We start from the raw sequence: 13,651 nt of genomic DNA, 5'->3' as shown, positions 1-13,651 counted from the left end.
GACGTTGGGATGTTAGTCGCCTGCCGGGCCTGGCGGGGCGCCCCCGGCGGGCTCACACGGACCTGCCCAGCGCCCCGGCGATCAGCTCCGCGGAGAGGTCGCGCAACCGGGCGCGGGCATCGGGATCGTAGGCCTGGGGGTTCGCGCGGGACTCCGTCTGGCCGTCGTAGTAGCGGCCGGTGCCGATCTCGGCTTCGGGCGCGGTCACCAGGTGCAGCAGCGCGTCGCCGCCCTCGTCCACGGTGCTCTGCGGCTGCCGTTGGGCGTCGCCGACCATGGCGGTGTCCATGAGCGTGGCCGGGTGCAGGGCGGTGACGGTGATCCGGTCGGGGGCGAACTCGTCGGCGAGGTCGAAGGTGGTCATGATCTGGGCGAGCTTGCTTCTTCGGTAGGCGGAGACGCCGTCGTAGCCCTCGTGGAACATCGGGTCGGCGAAGTCGATCTCCTGCTGCCCGATGGAGGCGACGTTGACCACCCGCGCCGGGGCGGAGCCGGCCAGGAGGGGGCGCAGCCGTCTGGCCAGCAGGAGGCCGGCGAGGTGGTTGACGGCGAACCGCAGTTCGATGCCGTCGGCGCTCTCCTCACGTGCGTCTCCGGGGCGGCCGAAGCCGACGCCGGCGTTGTTGACCAGCACGTCCAGCCGCTCGTAGGAGGCCAGTACCTCGTCGGCGAGCCGGTTGACGGCGCGCAGGTCGGCGAGGTCGGCGAGCACGACGTCGGCGCTTCCGCCCGCGGCGGCGATCTCCTCAGCCACCCGCGCCGCGCGCTCGGGGTTGCGGCCGTGCACGATGACGTGCGCCCCGAGGGCGGCGAGCCGGTTGGCGGTGTGCCGTCCGAGGCCGTCGGTCGCCCCGGTGATCAGCACGGTCATGCCCCTCATCATCATCTCGGCGTCCTCACTCCCCCGCCTCCGGCACCGCCCGCCGGGCGCTCCCCCGCGGCGGCCGGGTCCGGCCACCGGTGTTCCGTCGACCCTATTCGCTGCGGGCCGGGATGGTGCCGATACCCGGTGAGTGTCGGGGCCACGGAAAGAAATACATGCGAATTGCATATACTTTCGGCATGGAACCTTCCCTGGAATCCGCCGTGAACCAGTGGCACGCGGCCGTGAACGACGGACACCCCGCCCGGACCGAGGCAGCCGTCAGCGACCCGATCGTCGTCCTGGGCCCCAAGGGCGCGGGCCCGATCAGCCCCGCCGACTTCGCCGACTGGGTGACGCGGTCCGGCATCACCCTGACCCCGCGGACCTGGCATCCCATCAGCGACCGCCTCATGGTCGTCGAGCAGGACGCCGCGTGGCCGCAGAGCACGGGCCCGACCCGGGTGGCCACCGTGTTCCGGGCCACCGGGGACCGCGTCTCCGCCGCTCTGCGGCTGCCCGACCTCCACTCGGCCCTGGAGCTGGCCTACATCTGCCGCGAGATGGCGGCCACCGAATGACCACCGACGTCACCGACGCCCCTCGGCCGCCGGAGACCGGCCCCGGGCAGGCACTCTTCGCGTTCGTCCGGCACTGGTCGCGCCGGTGGAACACCGCGGCCGACGGGCAGGCCGCGCAGAGCGGCCGCCACGTCCTGGTCACCGAAGCCGTGCACGCCCTCGCGGGCCGCCGCGGCGGCGCGACGATCAACGACGTGGCGCGCGAGATCGGCATCGACCAGAGCGGCGCGTCCCGCCTGGTGAAGGACGCCGTCGCCGCCGGCCACCTGGAGCTGAGGCCGTCCACCGCCGACGCCCGCCGCCGAGAGGTGTCGGTCACCGCCGGGGGCCGCACCCTGCTCCGCGACGCCCACCGGTGGCAGGAGGAGGCGTTCGCCCACCTCACCGAAGGGTGGACCGCCCGCCAGCGCAACGAGTTCCACCGGGCGATGCTCCGCCTCATGGAACGCTCGCACACCCTCGAACCGTGATCACCGCGGACCGAGGCCGGGACCACCCTCCACCCGTCTCATTATCAGAGATCATGGTTTCGTTCTTTGAGACGCGGAGCTAGGCTCGCCCCATGAGCGCACACACGTGGAACGCCGAGCTCTACGATGCCCGCCACGGGTTCGTCGCGTCCCTGGGCACCGGCCTCCTGGACCTGCTCGGCGCGCGGCCGGGCGAGCGGGTGCTCGATGCCGGGTGCGGGACGGGCGACCTCGCCGGCCGCCTGGCCGCGTCCGGCGCCGACGTCGTCGGGGTCGACGCCAGCCCCGACATGATCGATCGCGCCCGGGAGCGCTTCCCCGACCTCGACCTGCGCGTGGCCGACCTGCGCGACCTCGGGCCCATCGACGGCTTCGACGCCGTCCTGAGCAACGCCGTGCTGCACTGGATCCCCGAAGCCGACGCGGCCGCCGCCTCGCTGGCCGGCGCCCTGCGGCCCGGTGGCCGGCTGGTCGCCGAGCTCGGCGGGCGCGGCAACATCGCGGCCATCGACGGCGCCGCCCGCGCGCTGCGCGCGCATGAGGGTCTGGACGCGCCCGCGAGCCCCTGGTACTTCCCGGGGATCGCCGGCTACGCCGCGGTCCTGGAGCGTGCGGGGTTCGAGGTGACCGGCGCCTGGCTGTTCGACCGCCCCACCCGGCTCTCGGGCGACGACGGCCTGGCCGCGTGGGTGCGCATGTTCGGCGCGCACCTGCTCGCCGGCGTGGCCGACACCGAGGCGTTCCTGTCCGCCCTGGACGCACGGCTCCGCCCCGAGCTGCACCGCGACGGCTCCTGGTGGGCCGACTACCGGCGCCTGCGCGTCACGGCCGTCCGCTGCTGACGGCGGCCGGGGCCGGGCCGGCGTTAATTCCGTTGCCGCGGGGCAGCGGGTGCGCGAGGATTCCGGCGCACCGGACGCGACAAGGGCAGGTAGGTGGTCATCGATGTCGGCACCCATGGCGGATCCGCGGATCCGGGAAATCCCGGTCGGGCCCGAGGGCGGCGGCCCCTACGGGATCGCCGCGGGGCCCGACGGCGCAATGTGGACGACCCTGGCCCAGGCCGGCGCCGTCGCGCGGGTGACCGTTGAGGGCTCGGTGACAGTCCACGACCTGGGGTTCCCCTACGGGCGTCCCACGGTGATCACGGCGGGGCCGGACGGTGCCCTGTGGTGCACCCTCAACCAGGTCGGCGCCATCGCCCGCATCACCACCGGCGGGGACGTCACGACCTTCCCGTTGCCGGACATGGGGGCGGCGCCGTTCGGCATCTGCACCGGCCCCGACGGTGCCCTCTGGTTCACCCAGATGAGCGCCGACCGGATCGGCCGGATCGACACCGCAGGCTCGGTCACCGGGTTCGACCTGCCCGTCGCCGACGGCGCGCCATCGATGATCACGACCGGGCCGGACGGCGCGCTGTGGTTCACGCTGAACCAGGCCGACGCCGTCGGCCGCATCACGACGGGCGGGGAGGTCACCACCGTCCCGCTGCCGACGAAGGGCTCCGCGCCGGTAGGGCTGTGCGCGACACCGGACGCGCTGTGGGCGGTGCTGATCGGCACGGGCGCCGTCGCCCGCATCGCCCCGGGCGGGGCGGTCACCGAGTACCCGCTGCCGGACCCGGCCTGCCGCCCGCACGCGATCACCGCGGCGGACGACGGTACGTGCTGGTTCACCGAGTGGGGCACCGGGCGCATCGGACACATCACCTCCGAGGGGCGGATCGCCGAGTTCCCGCTCCCCGACGCGTCGTCGGAGCCGCACGGCATCACCGTCGACGCCGAGGGCCGGGTCTGGGCCGCGCTGGAGAACGGCCACGTCGCCGTTCTGTCCCGCTGACCTCGACCTCGACCGCGGCCCGGCCGTCCGGCGCCGCCCGGGTCAGAACACCTTGCGTGCGCCCGGCACCGACCGCAGCAGCCAGGCCGCTCCCCAGCACAGCGGGAGGGCGAGGGCGGCCATGACCGCGAACTTCACCACGGCGACCGCCTCCCAGCCGCTGAGGGCGTGGCCCAGCCCGACCAGGACCAGCGGGTGCAGGAAGTAGACGCCGAACGCCTGGTCGGAGAGGAACCGGCCGAACCGCCCCTGGCCGTTGAAGACCTCGCGGAACAGGACGGTCAGGGCGATGATGATCCCGACGGCGAAGACGTTCTCCCAGGCCGCGCCGGCCAGCGCCCGGAGGCCCGTGGCCGCGGTTCCGTCGAGCGAGGAAAGGTGGCCGGCGGCGCCGATCAGCGCCACCGCCAGTCCGGCCCATCCGGCGCCGCGCGGCAGGCGGTCCGCCCATCCGTGGCGGAACGCGAGAGCGCCGACGATGAACAACAGGACGTACTGCGGCAGGAAATAGGGCGTGGGCAGGCCGACGAAGGGCCAGTAGCTGCCCGTCGGCACCAGGAGGCGCCAGACGTAGGTCAGCGCGATGAGCCCCGCGGTGAACCCGACGACGGCGAGCGTGCCGGTGAGCAGCGGCACGGGATGCGGGACCCGGGGCCCGGCCTGCCGGGCGGGGGCGTCGGAGGTCGCGGTTCCGCGGATGCGTCGGAGCAGCATGTAGCCGAGGCAGAAGACGAGCAGGACCTCGACGAACCACATCGGGCCCGGATCCCAGCTGATCAGGTAGAAGACCCAGTAGGGCAGGGTGTCGCCCTGCTCGGCGGCGCCCGCGGCCCAGACCGCGAACTGCTCCTGGTTGATCAAGGGCCGGAGCAGGAGCGTGAAGAGCAGGAGCGGGATGCCCAGCCGGACCAGCCGGCCGCGCAGGAACGCACGAGGCCCCTTGCGGTCGTAGGAGGCGGGCACGAAGTAGCCGGAGATGAGGAAGAAGAACCCCATGAAGAACGCCTGGTTGAAAACGACCAGGAGGTCCAGCGCCAGGCCGGAGGGGTCTTGGGCGGGCTCGGTGAAGTACCACACCGGGATGTTGCCGTAGGTGACGCCGACGTGGTGCAGGACCACCAGGACCGTCAGCACGATCCGCAGGTTGTCGATGTAGGCGAGCCGCCGGGCGGTCGGCCGCGGAGCGGGGGAAGGGGAAGCGGGCGGGGCGGGGCGCCCCTCCTGCTGCCCGAGGGGCGGGGTGGTCGTCTGTTCGCTCATGGTGTGGTCTCCTGTGCGGTCCCGAGGGGTGGCCGTCGGACATGGCGCGCCGCATTCAGGACGCCCGACTGATTTTTTGACCGCTTGGCCAGAATCTAGCACGAACAGACGGAAATCCATCCGGGATGTCCCGGAACGGCCACCGGGGAGCACCCTGACTCCGCCCCGGGGAAGGCGCGGACCCCTTCGGGGACGGCGATCCCGCCTCGCGGCCCAGCCGCGGCGGGCGGGCCGGCGAGACCCGGATCACCCCCGGGCGCCCCCATGCGGACCCCGCGGGGAACGGGCGCAGCGCCGCCCCCGCCCCGGTGCGGGGGCGCGGCCGACCGCTCGCGGGTCAGGCCCGGGCGCGTTGGGTGACGGCGATGCAGATCAGGACGGCCACGGCGGCCAGCAACGCGGCCCACGTCGGCTCTTCGCCGACGAGGAGGACCGCCCACAGCAGGGTGAGGAGGGGCTGAGCGAGCTGGAGCTGGCTGGCGCGGGCGACGCCGATCGCGCCCATCCCGCGGTACCAGGCGACGAACGCGCCGAACTGCGAGACCACGCCCAAGACGGCCATGCCCGCCAGCGCACGGGGCCCGGCGTCGACCGGCTCGGCGGCCAGGGCCAGCACCGACAGCGGGATGCTGAGCGGGGCCGCGGCGACCAGCCCCCAGGCGATCACCTGCCACCCCGGAATGGACGCCGCCAGCCGGCCGCCCTCGGCGTAGCCGATCGCGGCCGCCACCAGTGCCGCGGCGAGGTAGAGGTCGGCGGCGCCGGGGGCTCCCCCGCTGCTGACGACCGCGAACGCGACCACCGAGGCGGCCCCGCAGGCGGCCGCCGCCCAGAACACGTGAGAGGGGCGGGCGCCGGTGCGCAGCGCCGAGACCATGGCGGTGGTCAGCGGCAGCAGGCCGACGATGACGGCGGAGTGGGAGGTCGAGGACGCCTGGACGGCGAGCGTGCTCAGGAAGGGGAAGCCGATGACGACGCCGCCGGCCACCGCCGCGATCCCCGGCCAGTGCGCGCGGGCGGGGACCGGAACGCGCCCCACCGCCAGGCAGGCGCCGGCGATGACGGCGGCCAGCCCGCAGCGGACGGCGGCGACGCTCCAGGGCCCGAAGCCCTCCAGGCCCCACGAGGTCGCCGGGAAGGTGAAGGAGAACGCGAGGACCCCGAGGGCGGCGAGCAGGGTTCCGTTGGATGCCGCTACCCACGCCGGGGCGGTAGCGCTATCATGGACTCTCATGAATCAGCGTAGCAGTGTCCGTGATCTCACGGATGTCCTGCGAAGTGAGTTCGACCGCTACTCTCCGGGGGCGAAGCTGCCGTCCAGCCGCGCACTGGTGGACCGGCACGGCGTGAGCCCGGTGACCGTGTCGCGGGCCATCGCGGCGCTGGCCGCCGAGGGCCTGGTCGTCACCCGCCCCGGATCCGGCGCCTTCCGCGGCGGCACGGCCCCTGCCGGTGCGGGCCGGGCGGGCGACACCTCCTGGCAGCAGGTCGCCCTGAGCGCGGATTCGGCCGCCGCCTCCGGCGAACCGGTCCCCCGGGCCGTGGACGCAACGGGCGTTCTGGCCACGCTCGCCGCCCCCGCCTCCGGCGTCATCGCGTTCAACGGCGGCTACCTGCACACCTCCCTCCAGCCCGAACGCGCGATGGCCGCCGCGCTGGCCCGCGCCGGGCGGCGGCCCGGGGCGTGGGAGCGCCCGCCCGTGGACGGCGTGGGCGAGCTGCGCGGCTGGTTCGCGCGCGAGATCGGCGGCCCGGGAGGGGCGATCGACGCCGCCGACGTGCTCATCACCGCGGGCGGGCAGAGCGCGCTCACCGCCGCACTGCGCGCCCTGGCCCCGCCGGGGGCGCCCGTTCTGGTCGAGTCGCCCACCTACCCCGGCATCCTGGCCATCGCCCGCGCATCCGGGATGCGCCCCGTCCCCGTCCCGGTCGACACCGACGGGATCCGCCCCGGCCTGCTGGAGGAGGCGCTGGCCGCCACCGGCGCGCGGGTCCTGCTGTGCCAGCCGCTGTTCCAGAACCCCACCGGGGCCGTGCTCGCACCGGAACGCCACGGCGAGGTACTGCGCATCGCCCGCGCGGCGGGGGCGTTCGTGGTGGAGGACGACTTCGCGCGCCACCTCGGCCACGCCGACGCCGGCGCCCTGCCGCCCCCGCTGGCCGCGGACGATCCCGACGGCACCGTCGTGCACGTCCGCTCGCTGACCAAGGCCACCTCGCCCAGCCTGCGCGTGGGCGCGATCGCCGCCCGGGGGCCGGTGCTGCGCCGGCTGCGGGCGATCCAGGTCGTCGACAGCTTCTTCGTGCCGCGCCCGTTGCAGGAGGCGGCGCTGGAGCTGGTGGGCTCGCCCGCGTGGGGGCGCCATCTGCGCGCCGTCGCCGCCGGGCTGCGCGAGCGGCGGACCGCCATGGCCGGGGCGCTGCTGGAGGCGTTCCCGCGGCTGCCCGCGCCGCACCTGCCCGCGGGCGGCTTCCACCTGTGGCTGCGGCTGCCCGACTCCGTGGAGGAGCCGGCGCTGGCCGCGGCGGCGCTGCGCGCGGGGGTGGCGGTCGCCCCGGGTCACTCCTACTTCCCCGCCGAACCGCCCGGCCCGCACCTGCGGCTCAGCTTCGGTGAGACCTCGGGCCCCGCCGAGATCGCCGAGGGGGTGCAGCGGCTCCGCCGCGCCTTCTCCGGCCTCGGAGCGTGAGCGGACCGGCGCTCGCCGCCGTTCGCGCCGCCGCCCTTCCGCGTGCCCGCCCGGCGTGGAGCGGGCGTCACGGTCGGCGGGCGGCGTCCGCGGCCTCAGGCCCCTGCTCGGCGGCCGCGGGTCCGGCGCCGTCCGCGCCGGCCCCGGGTTCGGCCCGGGTCGCGTGGTCGAAGATGTCGGCCAGTTCGCGGGCGTGCGCCATCAGGTCGGTGTCGGGGAAGAGGTTCCAGTAGGCGAACATGGCGTCGATCGACGCCTGCACGGTGACGGCCATGACCCGGGTGTCGAAGGGACGGAACACCCCCGCCTTCTGGCCGGCGCGGTACATCTGCTCCAGGCCCTCGTAGAGGTCCACCGATGTGTGCGGCCCGTAGCGGAGGCTGCCGTCGGCCGTGCGGAAGTTGCCGAAGACCTCCCCGAGGGCGTTGAGCTCGGCGGGGTGTTCCCGCATGTACTCCGCGACGGCCAGGATGTGGGTGCGCAGCGCTTCGCGCAGGTCCTCCTGGGCGAGGATCTGCGGCACTATGGCTTCGATGATCGCGGTGTAGACGTGCTCGACGAGCTGTTCCATCAGCTCGTCCTTGCCGGTGAAGTGGTAGGAGATCACGCCTTTGCTGATCCCGGCGCGCTTGGCGATCTGGGCGAGCGACGCCTGGCCGTAGCCCAGTTCGTCGATCGTCTGCACCGCCGCGCCGATGATCTGGGCACGGCGCGCCTTCTCGATGAAGGTGCGCTCCTTGCCCTTCTGGCCGTCCTGGCTGTTTTCTGGCCGCATGGACAGAACCTACCAACGCACCGGCCCGCACCGGCGGTGCTCCGGGGACCGGGGACCGGGCCGTTCGGCCGTCTCGGCCGCGTGGCCAGAGGTGAGGCCGCCGCTCAGGCCGCGCCCGGCGCCCCCGCCGGGGTGACGGGGACGCGGACCGGGGTGCCGTTGAGGACGGCGTGGACCTCGCGGGAGATCAGCTCGATGGTCCGGACGCCGTAGTCCCGGCCGGTGTTGCCGTCGGTGAGGACGACCATGCGGTAGGGCCCGATCCCGGTCCCGTCAACGATGCCGACGCTGTTGGCCCGCCACGCATCGGTGCCGTCGTTGTGCAGCCACCCGTTCTTGGCCGCGATCTCGGCGCCCTCCGGCGCCCCCGCGAGCACCCCCCAGCGCTGCTCGTCGTCCACCTCGCCCATGAGCCGCCGGGCGTAGGCGCGCTGGTCGTCGCCGAGGACGTCGTTGGGCTCGGTGATGAGCTCCAGCAGGCGCAGCTGGTCGGCGGCGTTGGTCTTCATCAGCCCCACGGTGCCGTCGGGGTGCAGCCGGGTGCCGGGCATGCCGGCGAGGCCGATGAAGCGCTGCATGGCGTCGGTGCCGACGTGGTCGCGCAGCCAGCCGGTCGCGGCCGCGTCGGAGCGGGTGATCATGCGGGTCGCCGCCTGGTCCTCTTCGGGGCTCAGGCCGCGCTCCTCCTCGGGCGCCCTGCGCAGCAGGGCGGCCAGGACCACGATCTCCCCGGCGTTCACCGCGTCGAAGACGTCGCCGGAGCGGTGGGTGCAGGTCAGCTCCCCGTTGAAGGCGGCGACCCCCACCGCGATGTCGCCGGCCCGTTCGGCGGTGATCCGCTCGATGACCTCGTCGATGGCGACCGCCACCTGCGGATGGGCGTCCGACGTGCAGGCGCTGCCGCCCGCCCGGGCCTCGGGGGCGGCCACCCCCAGGGCCAGCACGGCCCCGGTCGCAACGGCCGTGAGCCGCGCCAGTGCCCCGTGGCGGCCGGGGGTGCGGGCACGGCCGGGCGTGAGCGCTGGGGTGCGGAGCATCGGGTCCCTCTTCTCCAGGTTCGGTCGGACAGGCCCTGACCAGGCCAAAGGGTACTGCCGGAGTCGACGTTACCCACCGTCACCGCGCGCGCACGCCATCCGCGGCCCGTGTCCCCGGATCGGTCCCGGCACCGGCGCCCCGGGGCCACCCGCTCCGCGGGCCGAGGCGGCACCGTTCAGGCCACGGGGTCGGTGAGCCAGGGCTCGTCGGTGCGGGGCGAGCCCACCGCGCGGTCGACCTGGCGCGGCACGAGGTGCGCCTCGGGGATCGCGTCGACGAGCGCGCGCACGGCCTCGGGCCGGGTCGTGGCGGTGTCGAGCCAGTCCCCCACCATGGCGAAGGGCAGGATCACCGGTGCGCGGTCGTGGACGTGGCCGTGGGTGTCGGAGGCCGGGCGGGTCAGGATGGTGCAGGTCCACACCCATTTGGCGGGGTCGTGTTCGGCGACGTCGGGGTCGGGCCAGCGCTCGTAGAGCCCGGCGAAGGCCAGCACCGATTCGTCGGGGGCGTGCAGGAAGAACGGGGTCGTGCCGCCGGGCGACTTCTGCCATTCGTAGTAGCCGTCGGCCGGGACCACGCAGCGCCGCCGGGCGGCCGCGGAGCGGAACGCGGGCTTCTCGGTGATGGTCTCGGAGCGCGCATTGATCATCCGGGCCCCGGAGCGGCGGTCCTTGGCCCACACCGGCAGCAGCCCCCAGCGGACGTCGCGCAGCTGCCGGACGGGCGGGCCCTCCTTGCGCGCATCGTCGAGCACGATGCGCACCGTGTCGGTCGGCGCGACGTTCCACGAGGGCCGGGAGTGCTCGCCGACGCGCTCGTCGGCGTCGAACAGCAGCCGCAGCTCACGGTCGTTCCGGGCACTGACGTAGCGTCCGCACATGGCCCCAGTCTCGCGCGCCGGTGACCGCACGCGCGGGAACCCGGGACGGAGAGTCACCGGTCACGGGCGGGAGACCGCCCCAAGGGCCCGCAGGCCGGGGGCGGGCCGGCCGGGCGCGGGGCGCCGTCAGCCCAGGCCCGTACCCGGGCGCGCGCCGACGAGCTCGCCGACGTCGGGCTCGCGGCGGACGACGCCCCTGGCCACCTCCGACAGGCGGCGGTTGTTGGTCCGCGCGAAGGAGCGCAGCAGCTCGAACGCCTCGTCCATGCCGACCCCGCGCCGCTCGGAGAGCACCCCTTTGGCCTGCTCGATCACGATGCGGCTGTTGAGCGCCGACTGGAGCTGCTCGGCGAGCATGTCGCGCTCGCGCACGCTGCGGGAGTTGACGATGCCGACGGTCGCGACGTCGGCGAGCCCCTGTCCCAGGGCGATGTCGCCGGGGTCGAGGGGGCCGGGCGAGCGCCGAAGGAGGTTGAGCGCTCCCACGGTCTCGTCGCGCAGCCGCAGCGGGAGCCCGTTGACCGACGAGAACCCCTCGCGCAGGGCAGCCTCGCTGAAGCGGGGCCAGCGCTGGGCGGAGCCGGTGATGTCGTCGCAGCTGACCTGCTCGCCCAGCCGGTAGGCGTCCATGCACGGGCCCTCCTGGTCCTGGAGTTGCAGGATCTCCAGGAAGCGGGCCTGCTCGGTGGAGGCGGCGATGAACCGCAGCCGGTCGCGGTGGTCGGCGAGCAGGATCCCGGCCGCGTCGACGTTGAGCAGCTCGACGCTGCGCCGGGCCAGGACGTGGAGGAAGTCGACGACGTCGAACCCGGCGACGAGGGTGTCGGCCAATTCCACGAACGTCTTGGCCAAGTCTTGTTCCCGCGGCACTGGCGGACCTCCTGAGGGGTGGTGCGGGGGCACTGCGCGGAAGGGTCGTTCAGTCGTCCTGTGGTTCGGGGGAAAACCGCAGCTTTCGTCGTACTACGTCGTGGGCGACGTCGGTCAGGCGCCGCTCGTGGCGGAAGGCGTAGGCGCGCAGCCGCACGAACGCCACCTCGATGTCGGCGTCGATCTGCGCGGATATCATCCCGGCCGCCTGGTGCACCTCGACGTGGTGGCTGAACAGGTCGAGCCCCTCCCCGGAGGAAGAGTCGTCCAGCAGGGGCACCGTGTCGTCCAGCATAAGAGCGAGCGCCGCCTCGGCGAAGGTGAGCGCGTCGGCGAGTTCGCGGTCGCCGAGCGGGAGCGGGTCGGCGCGCTGGAGCTCGATCGCGCCGAGGTTGACGGCCCCGGTGCGTAAGGGGAAGGCGAACACCGCGCGGGCGCCCTCCTGGAGCGCGGCGGGGGTGAACAGCGGCCACTCGGCGTGCCGGTGGCGCTGGGCGAGGTCGGCGACGAGCACGGGGTCGCCGGTGGACAGGACCGTCACGCTGGGTCCCTGGCCGAGGGTGGCCTGGAGGTCGGCGAGCGCGCGGCCGAGCGGGCCGGTGGTGCACACGGGCTGCTCGCGGGCCTCGCGCGATTCCAGGAAGACGGTGACGCCGTCGGCGCCCACCCGCTCGCCGCAGGCGGCGCAGACGTCCTCCAGGGTGGGCCGGCCGCCCCGGATGCGGGCGCGTTCGGCGATGAGTGCCCGGATCTCGGACTCACGTTTGCTTGTCACGCGTGTGTCGACACCTGCTCTGCCCGGCGCTCCCCCTAGCTGGATGTTAACCAATGGGCGGCGTGTGAGGCGGGTGATCCCCGGCCGTCCGCGTGGTGAGCAGGCCGAAACCGCCGTTTTGCGTTTGCGCAAACCCCTGCGCAGGGTGGGGGCCGCCGACTAGCGTGGTCGCTCCGGGATAGGAGGCGTCCGCGCGGGTCCGGACCTCGCTCGCCGGGCGCGATCACAGTGAATCGAGGTCGCAGCGATGTCCCATGTTGAGGTGGTCCACCGCGATGGACGTGCCGTCGTGAGCATACGGGGGGACCTTGATCTGGCGAGTACGGGGGCTTTCGAGGAGGCGGCGGCGCTTGCGGAGAGCGTGTACGGCCCGCGGTTGTACGTGGACCTCAGCGACCTCGCCTTCATCGACTCCTCCGGACTCGGGGCGTTGACGCGGCTGCACCGGCGGCTGGCGGGGTGCGACGGGGGCGGGCTCACCGTCATCGTCGTCCCCGGCGGCCGGATCGAGCGGATCTTCCGGTGCATCGGCCTGGACCGGGCCATGGACGTCCACAGACCCCGCAGGTGAGATCCGGCCGGGGGCGATCCGCGGCGGGCCGGTCGTGCGCACGGCCGGCCAGCGACGGCCGGTGTCAGGCGCCGGGGTCGGTGCCGGTGCGGCCGCGGATGAAGGCGTCGATGCCGTCGAGGACGCGTTGCAGCCCGAATTCGAAGTCGTGGTCGGGGTCGTGGGCGGCGCCGTGGCGTTCGGCGGCGGCGCGGCCCACCCGGGCCGCCGTGGGGTAGCGGCCGGGGTCCATGAGGTGGGACAGGACCGGGGCGCGGGCCGACCACCATTCCGCGTCGCTGACGCCGCTCTGCCGCTCGGCCCGGGCGGATTCGACCTCGCCGCGCACCGCGCCGTGCACGTAGCCGGTGATCAGGCCGATCACGGAGTCCATCTCGACCTCGGTGAGGCCGATCCCGTCGACGGCGCGCAGTTCGCGGTCGTACTTGGCGGTCTCGTTGGGGCCCAGAACGGGCCGGCCGGTGGCGACCTGCACCATCCAGGGGTGGCGCAGGTGGAGGGCGCGGTTGCCGCGGGCGATGCGCTCCAGCCGGGACCGCCAGCCGTCGCCGTCGCCGGGGGTGCCGCTGACGCCGCCCGCGTCATGGCCGTGCTGAGCCTGGGCGGTCTCGGGCGCGTCGTGTCCGTCCTGGGCCTGGGCGGTCTCGGGGGCGTCGTCGAGCGCCTCGCCGTAGACGGTGTCGAGCATGGCGTCGGTCAGCTCGGACTTGCCGGGGACGTAGGTGTAGAGCGACATCGTGCCCACGCCCAGGCTCTCGGCGACCCTGCGCATGGACAGCGCCGCCAGGCCCTCGGTGTCGGCGATCGCGATGGCCGCGTGGACGATGCGGTCCGCGGTCAGTGAGGACCGCCCGGCGGGCTGGGGCTCCCGGGCCCGCCACAGCAGGGCGAGTCCCCGCGCGGGGTCGCCGCCCCCGCTGTTGCGCGCCGCCATGGCCCTCCTCGCCCGGGTGGTGTCCCCGATCACCGCGATGACGCCGTACAACGTAGCATCTCGTATCGGATACGGTACAGCGTACGTTCTTGCTGGAAAGGAT

Annotated in this window: 15 protein-coding genes; 6 read left to right on the top strand and 9 right to left on the bottom strand. The window is 74.2% G+C overall.

What is annotated here, in order from left to right:
- Positions 1-52: 52 nt before the first annotated feature.
- Positions 53-871: an SDR family NAD(P)-dependent oxidoreductase gene (locus ACFOVU_RS13490; protein WP_378533437.1), complete on the bottom strand. Its 819-nt coding sequence runs from the start codon at positions 869-871 to the stop codon at positions 53-55.
- Positions 872-1,062: 191 nt separating this feature from the next.
- Here ACFOVU_RS13490 and ACFOVU_RS13485 point away from each other — a divergent pair, with 191 nt between their 5' ends.
- The 4 genes from ACFOVU_RS13485 (at position 1,063) to ACFOVU_RS13470 (ending at position 3,755) form a co-directional block, all read left to right on the top strand.
- Positions 1,063-1,443, top strand: coding sequence for a hypothetical protein (locus ACFOVU_RS13485; protein WP_378533435.1), 381 nt, complete (start codon positions 1,063-1,065; stop codon positions 1,441-1,443).
- Positions 1,440-1,913 carry a MarR family winged helix-turn-helix transcriptional regulator gene (locus ACFOVU_RS13480; protein ID WP_378533434.1) on the top strand — a complete coding sequence of 158 codons (474 nt, stop codon included), beginning with the start codon at positions 1,440-1,442 and terminating at the stop codon, positions 1,911-1,913. The genes ACFOVU_RS13485 and ACFOVU_RS13480 overlap by 4 nt, the downstream gene beginning before the upstream one ends.
- A 92-nt stretch (positions 1,914-2,005) precedes the next feature.
- Positions 2,006-2,755 (top strand): class I SAM-dependent methyltransferase, encoded by a 750-nt coding sequence (locus ACFOVU_RS13475; RefSeq protein WP_378533432.1) that lies wholly within the window; start codon positions 2,006-2,008, stop codon positions 2,753-2,755.
- Positions 2,756-2,858: 103 nt separating this feature from the next.
- Positions 2,859-3,755 (top strand): Vgb family protein, encoded by an 897-nt coding sequence (locus ACFOVU_RS13470; protein ID WP_378533430.1) that lies wholly within the window; start codon positions 2,859-2,861, stop codon positions 3,753-3,755.
- Positions 3,756-3,797: 42 nt separating this feature from the next.
- Here the strand turns inward: ACFOVU_RS13470 and ACFOVU_RS13465 are convergent, their stop codons facing one another.
- Both ACFOVU_RS13465 and ACFOVU_RS13460 read right to left on the bottom strand, forming a co-directional pair.
- Complete coding sequence (locus ACFOVU_RS13465; protein WP_378533428.1) at positions 3,798-5,015, bottom strand: acyltransferase family protein; 1,218 nt, start codon at positions 5,013-5,015, stop codon at positions 3,798-3,800.
- Positions 5,016-5,352: 337 nt separating this feature from the next.
- Entirely contained in the window at positions 5,353-6,249 is an 897-nt protein-coding gene (locus ACFOVU_RS13460; protein WP_378533426.1) for a DMT family transporter, read from the bottom strand.
- On the opposite strand from ACFOVU_RS13460, the gene ACFOVU_RS13455 reads away from it, so the two are divergent.
- Positions 6,248-7,705, top strand: a complete 1,458-nt coding sequence (locus tag ACFOVU_RS13455) for an aminotransferase-like domain-containing protein (protein WP_378533424.1) — start codon at positions 6,248-6,250, stop codon at positions 7,703-7,705. The two genes, ACFOVU_RS13460 and ACFOVU_RS13455, sit on opposite strands and share 2 nt — an antisense overlap.
- 67 nt (positions 7,706-7,772) lie before the next feature.
- Here the strand turns inward: ACFOVU_RS13455 and ACFOVU_RS13450 are convergent, their stop codons facing one another.
- The 5 genes from ACFOVU_RS13450 to ACFOVU_RS13430 form a co-directional block, all read right to left on the bottom strand.
- A complete protein-coding gene (locus ACFOVU_RS13450; protein ID WP_378533422.1) occupies positions 7,773-8,480 on the bottom strand; it encodes a TetR/AcrR family transcriptional regulator in 708 nt (235 codons plus the stop codon).
- Positions 8,481-8,584: 104 nt separating this feature from the next.
- Complete coding sequence (locus ACFOVU_RS13445) at positions 8,585-9,517, bottom strand: serine hydrolase (RefSeq protein WP_378533420.1); 933 nt, start codon at positions 9,515-9,517, stop codon at positions 8,585-8,587.
- Positions 9,518-9,693: 176 nt separating this feature from the next.
- A complete protein-coding gene (locus ACFOVU_RS13440) occupies positions 9,694-10,398 on the bottom strand; it encodes an SOS response-associated peptidase (RefSeq protein ID WP_378533418.1) in 705 nt (234 codons plus the stop codon).
- 126 nt (positions 10,399-10,524) lie between these two features.
- Complete coding sequence (locus tag ACFOVU_RS13435) at positions 10,525-11,250, bottom strand: GAF and ANTAR domain-containing protein (RefSeq protein WP_378533416.1); 726 nt, start codon at positions 11,248-11,250, stop codon at positions 10,525-10,527.
- A 67-nt stretch (positions 11,251-11,317) separates the two neighbouring features.
- The gene (locus tag ACFOVU_RS13430; RefSeq protein WP_378533414.1) at positions 11,318-12,043 is read right to left on the bottom strand and encodes a GAF and ANTAR domain-containing protein; all 726 of its coding nucleotides are present in this window, start codon (positions 12,041-12,043) and stop codon (positions 11,318-11,320) included.
- A 247-nt stretch (positions 12,044-12,290) separates the two neighbouring features.
- Between ACFOVU_RS13430 and ACFOVU_RS13425 the strand changes: the two genes are divergently transcribed.
- Positions 12,291-12,614, top strand: coding sequence for an STAS domain-containing protein (locus ACFOVU_RS13425; protein ID WP_378533412.1), 324 nt, complete (start codon positions 12,291-12,293; stop codon positions 12,612-12,614).
- A 64-nt stretch (positions 12,615-12,678) separates the two neighbouring features.
- On the opposite strand, the gene ACFOVU_RS13420 is transcribed toward ACFOVU_RS13425, so the two are convergent.
- Positions 12,679-13,548: a TetR/AcrR family transcriptional regulator gene (locus tag ACFOVU_RS13420; RefSeq protein ID WP_378533409.1), complete on the bottom strand. Its 870-nt coding sequence runs from the start codon at positions 13,546-13,548 to the stop codon at positions 12,679-12,681.
- Positions 13,549-13,651 lie beyond the last annotated feature (103 nt).

It is taken from the genome of Nocardiopsis sediminis, assembly GCF_042650565.1.
Taxonomy (GTDB): domain Bacteria; phylum Actinomycetota; class Actinomycetes; order Streptosporangiales; family Streptosporangiaceae; genus Nocardiopsis_B; species Nocardiopsis_B sediminis.
Note: the sequence above shows the minus strand (reverse complement) of the source record. Positions and strands in the feature narration are given on the sequence as shown.

Coding starts and splice junctions, on each gene's coding strand:
- ACFOVU_RS13445 (WP_378533420.1), bottom strand. CDS start 9,517: ATGCTCCGCACCCCAGCGCTCACGCCCGGCCGTGCCCGCACCCCCGGC.
- ACFOVU_RS13490 (WP_378533437.1), bottom strand. CDS start 871: ATGACCGTGCTGATCACCGGGGCGACCGACGGCCTCGGACGGCACACC.
- ACFOVU_RS13455 (WP_378533424.1), top strand. CDS start 6,248: ATGAATCAGCGTAGCAGTGTCCGTGATCTCACGGATGTCCTGCGAAGT.
- ACFOVU_RS13465 (WP_378533428.1), bottom strand. CDS start 5,015: ATGAGCGAACAGACGACCACCCCGCCCCTCGGGCAGCAGGAGGGGCGC.
- ACFOVU_RS13485 (WP_378533435.1), top strand. CDS start 1,063: ATGGAACCTTCCCTGGAATCCGCCGTGAACCAGTGGCACGCGGCCGTG.
- ACFOVU_RS13450 (WP_378533422.1), bottom strand. CDS start 8,480: ATGCGGCCAGAAAACAGCCAGGACGGCCAGAAGGGCAAGGAGCGCACC.
- ACFOVU_RS13480 (WP_378533434.1), top strand. CDS start 1,440: ATGACCACCGACGTCACCGACGCCCCTCGGCCGCCGGAGACCGGCCCC.
- ACFOVU_RS13470 (WP_378533430.1), top strand. CDS start 2,859: ATGTCGGCACCCATGGCGGATCCGCGGATCCGGGAAATCCCGGTCGGG.
- ACFOVU_RS13440 (WP_378533418.1), bottom strand. CDS start 10,398: ATGTGCGGACGCTACGTCAGTGCCCGGAACGACCGTGAGCTGCGGCTG.
- ACFOVU_RS13420 (WP_378533409.1), bottom strand. CDS start 13,548: ATGGCGGCGCGCAACAGCGGGGGCGGCGACCCCGCGCGGGGACTCGCC.
- ACFOVU_RS13475 (WP_378533432.1), top strand. CDS start 2,006: ATGAGCGCACACACGTGGAACGCCGAGCTCTACGATGCCCGCCACGGG.
- ACFOVU_RS13425 (WP_378533412.1), top strand. CDS start 12,291: ATGTCCCATGTTGAGGTGGTCCACCGCGATGGACGTGCCGTCGTGAGC.
- ACFOVU_RS13460 (WP_378533426.1), bottom strand. CDS start 6,249: ATGAGAGTCCATGATAGCGCTACCGCCCCGGCGTGGGTAGCGGCATCC.